The following is a 4,661-nucleotide window of genomic DNA, read 5'->3' on the forward strand; positions in this document are numbered from 1 at the left end:
CTGTCATTCGTGAATTGCAGAGCAATTCACCTTTTAAAGAATGACTGAAGGAGGGAAAAACTATAAATTAGATGAATAAATCGGTTACTATCTAATTTATCTACATTACATAAACAACCCCACAAACCCTAATTTATCAAACTAATCTTTACCCACAGACAAAATTGAAAAACCCTAATTTGTATAGCACAATAAAATAAAAATAAACCTTACTCCAAAATACTCTCAGGTACTGTTTCAGCCATAACTTTATAGGCATTTTCTGATGGGTGTAGATGGTCACCACTATCATAACCATTCTTAAAGGCAGAATGATTATTTTCATCACGAAGTGCTTTATCAAAGTCAACAACACCGTCAAATTTATCTGTGGTTCTTATCCACTCATTAACTTCATTTCTTAGCTTTTCTCTAAAGTCTGCATAGGTTCTCCAACCTTCAATAGGTAGAAGTGTGCCACCGTAAACCTTTAAGCCAAGGTTCTTTGCAATTCTAATGTATTCCTCAATACCGGCAATCATTTCTTCAGCAGTAGGTAGGTCGCTCCAAGGTCTGAACACATTGTTCTCAACACCAACAGGATGAATAATATCGTTAATGCCATGTTGAATAATAACAGAGTCAGCACCTGATACGGAAGAAATTTCCCTTTCAAAACGGTTACTGCCTTTTAGTCCGTAACTGTCGTATTGAATACACTCATATTGTCTTAGAATTCTTGTGCCACATACTGCTCTCCTAACAATGGCAGTATCTTTATAGTTTTCAAAACATTTTTCTGCTAAGTAATCAGGCCAAGACTGTGCAGTAATTGAGTCACCGTAGCAAATAACAGTTTTGTTCTTTTCTTCTGTCAAAACTTCAACATTGTTTAAAAAGTAGAACCAGTTTGTACTTTTCATTTTTTCAACCGGTAATACCTTTTCATTAATGTTGTTTCCAAGTGCATAATAACCCTTAGATAATGGTCCTGTAACAAGTACTGCCGATCTTGTTTCTGTAAAGTCTTTTAAGTAGAAACTAACAGAAATATATTCATCACTGTTAATATTGAAAGGAATTTCATCACTTTTGATTTCAATACCTTTTTCAATAGTAACACTTTCTTTGCCCTTAAATGTAATAGCAGTTGTGTCGCTTAGCAAGTTACCTTTCTCATCACTTTTTGCAACAGTAGCACTTGTGATTGTGATGCTTTCTGTACCACAAAAGTTAGAAAAACCAAATCTAAGTTTGCTGCCATTAAATGCTGATTTAATAGGATAACGAAGTGTTATATCCTTAGTGTAGTTCTCTACCTGACGAGTGATAATAGAAGTGGCATTAGCCCAAGTTGATACCCATTTTGTATTTTCCATTTTTCTTTCTCCTCAAAAATTCTATATATTAGGATATAACAAAAAAGTAGATATGTCAAAATTAATTGCACTTTTTAGAATAATATTGTAAAATAAAGGTTAAAGAAATGGAGAGGTGACAAAATGTCTGTATTATCAGCTTATGATTTAAGTATGTCTTTTATAGAGAGAAAGCTGTTTGACAGTATTACTTTTACTGTAGAAGAAAAAGACAAAATAGGCTTTATCGGTGCAAACGGTAGTGGCAAAACCACATTGTTTAAAATTTTAACAGGACAACTTTCACCGGATACCGGCACAGTTACTGTTAGCAAAAATACTACTGTAGGTTATATGGAACAACACGCTTGTACCAGTTTAAACAGAACAGTTTATGAGGAGTTGCTTTCTGTCTTTCAACCATTAATAGATATGGAAAAGGAGCTTGAAGAACTTCCTAAACAAATAGAAAATGCAACTGATGATATACATTCTTTAATAGAAAAGCAGGATTTGTTACTTCAAAAGTTTCAGGATAATGGTGGCTTAACTTATAAAAGCAGAACAAGAAGTTCCCTTATAGGTTTAGGTTTTACGGAAGAGAATTTCACTATGGAAGTTTCTAAACTTTCAGGTGGACAAAAAAGTAAACTTAGCCTTGCAAAGCTACTGCTTTCAGGTGCTAATATTCTTCTACTTGATGAACCTACCAACCACCTTGACATTAATGCAGTATCTTGGCTTGAAAACTTTTTGAAAGATTTTGATGGTAGTGTTATTATCATCAGCCATGACAGATACTTCCTTGATGCAGTTACAAACAGAACAATGGAACTTTATTGTAATCACTTAATTATGTATAAGGGCAACTACTCAGCCTTTATGGATAAGAAAGAAAAAGACCAAGAAAGTATCCGTAATAAATATGAAAACGATTTAAAAGAAATTAAGCGACTTGAGGGTATTATTCAGCAACAGATTGAATGGTCACAAGAGCGTAACTATATTACTGCTGCCAGTAAGCAGAAAGAAATTGACAGAATAAAAGCACAACTAGTGCCACCGGAAGAAGAAAATCACGACTTAAGATTTAAGTTCCATGTAAATGAGGAAAGTGGCAACGATGTTGTAACGTGCAAAGACCTTGAAAAATCTTTTGGCAATAATCATCTTTTCAGCAACCTTTCATTCCATATCAGAAAAGGTGAAAAGGTTGTTATTATGGGTGGCAACGGTATTGGCAAAACAACTTTATTTAAAATGTTATTGGGCAAAGAAATGCCTGATAGTGGTTATATTGACTATGGTACAGGTGTAAAGATTGGTTATTTTGACCAAATGCAAGGTAATCTAAACTTAGAGAATGATGCCTATACAGAAGTTTATGATACTTTCCCTAATATGACAGAAACTGAAGTTAGGACTGCTTTAGGCAGATTTCGCTTTAGAGGTGACGAAGTATTTAAAAAGTTAAAGCTAATGTCCGGTGGTGAAAGGGCAAGAGTTAACTTGCTAAAACTTATGTTAAGTGGAGATAACTTTTTGTTACTTGACGAACCTACTAACCACTTAGATACATTTTCAAGGGAAAGTCTTGAAAAAACTTTAAATGAGTATGAAGGCACTTTACTTGTAATCAGCCACGATAGATACTTTGTAAATAAAATTGCCGACAGAATTTTGTATATGACAGACAAAGGCTTTGTTGAGTATCTTGGAAACTATGATTACTTTATAGAAAGAACAAAGGACAATCCTGTTGATACACCTGAACTAAAGGTTAGAAACGATAAACCAAAGGTCAATGACTATAAAAAGGAAAAAGAAGAAAGAGCAAAGATTCGTAAAAAGCAAAACGACATTAAGAAAATTCAAGCATTAATTGAAAAGCTTGATGAAGAAATTGCCCAAACGGAAAGTATGTTAGCTGATGAAAGTATCACTTCGGATTATGAAAAACTTATGGAATATACGGAAAAGCTAAATGAACTTCAAACTTCCCAAGAAGAAGCGTTTATGAAGTGGGAAGAACTTGAGAATAGCTAATCTTTTTATTTGATAGGGGGTGTGGAGATGAACTTACTCCACTTAAAATATGCAATAGAAATTGAGAAAACTCAGTCTATCAACAAGGCTGCAGAAAATTTATATATGGGTCAACCTAACCTTTCAAGAGCAATTAAAGAACTTGAAAGGTCAATGGGTGTAAAGATTTTTCAAAGAACTTCCAAGGGTATGATTCCAACTCCTGAGGGTATTGAGTTTTTAGGTTATGCAAAGAAAATTCTTGCACAAGTTGATCAGGTGGAAAATCTTTTTTCTAAGAATAAGAGAAACACTCAGAAGTTTTCAATTTCTGTTCCAAGGTCAAGCTACATTTCATCAGCATTTGTAAATTTCTGTAGTAAAATTGATGAAGATAAAAGAGCAGAAATTTATTATCAGGAAACCAACAACCAACAAGCAATTCGCAATATATTGGAAAATGACTTTAAAATGGGTATTGTACGATATGATGTGAATTATGAAGAAACATTTAAAAAGTACCTTGAAGAAAAGAAACTAGAGGCAAAAGATATTTTCCAATTTAAGTACAATATTGTTGTGTCAAAGAATGACCCATTAGCATTAAAAAGTAGTGTCACAACAGAAGATTTAAGCAATTATATTATTATAAGCCATGCCGATCCATATGTACCGTCATTACCGGCACATGATTTGCAGAAAGAAGATATGGGTTATAATAACGAAAGACATATCTTTGTTTATGAAAGAGCAAGTCAGCTTGAACTGTTAAGTAAAGTGGAAAACACTTGTATGTTTGTATCCCCAATGCCAAAGCATTTGCTTAATATTTATGGTTTAAAAGAAATAAAATGCAGTGACAAAGTGGGAATGTACAAGGATGTGCTGATTTATCGAAAAAAACAAAAATTGGATTCTTTTGATGAATTGTTTATAAATCAGCTTGAAAATTCTATTAAGGAACATTAAAACTAAATAATAACCAAGAAATTGCCTATATTTTTCACGAAATATAGGCAATTATTAAGTTATATCATTTTCGATATATCGTTATGCATATTTTAGATTTTACTTGTATGATTAAATGTGTTAAAATTTTAACAAACCGTAGGAAAACTACGGATGTATTTAAGAATTAAGGAGATTCAGTTATGGCTAAGAATAGCAAGAACAATGCTAAAGCAACAGAAGAAAAAGCTGTTGTAACAGAAGTAAAAGATAGCAATATTGTAGATTCAGTAGAAGCACTAGAAGCAAAACTAGCACAGGTTAGAGAAGCACAGAAGAAATTCTCAACAT

The 4,661-nt window shown here is 33.0% G+C and carries 3 protein-coding genes; 2 read left to right on the plus strand and 1 reads right to left on the minus strand.

What is annotated here, in order from left to right:
- Positions 1–209: 209 nt before the first annotated feature.
- Positions 210–1,358 (minus strand): GDSL-type esterase/lipase family protein, encoded by a 1,149-nt coding sequence (locus tag WMO18_RS10510; RefSeq protein WP_367286585.1) that lies wholly within the window; start codon positions 1,356–1,358, stop codon positions 210–212.
- A 123-nt stretch (positions 1,359–1,481) separates the two neighbouring features.
- On the opposite strand from WMO18_RS10510, the gene WMO18_RS10515 reads away from it, so the two are divergent.
- Positions 1,482–3,383: an ABC-F family ATP-binding cassette domain-containing protein gene (locus WMO18_RS10515; RefSeq protein WP_367286586.1), complete on the plus strand. Its 1,902-nt coding sequence runs from the start codon at positions 1,482–1,484 to the stop codon at positions 3,381–3,383.
- Between the two features lie 27 nt (positions 3,384–3,410).
- On the plus strand, positions 3,411–4,331 hold the full coding sequence (locus WMO18_RS10520; protein WP_367286587.1) for a LysR family transcriptional regulator: 921 nt from the start codon (positions 3,411–3,413) through the stop codon (positions 4,329–4,331).
- Positions 4,332–4,661: the final 330 nt, after the last annotated feature.

Source organism: Ruminococcoides intestinihominis (assembly GCF_040096285.1).
GTDB lineage: Bacteria > Bacillota > Clostridia > Oscillospirales > Acutalibacteraceae > Ruminococcoides > Ruminococcoides intestinihominis.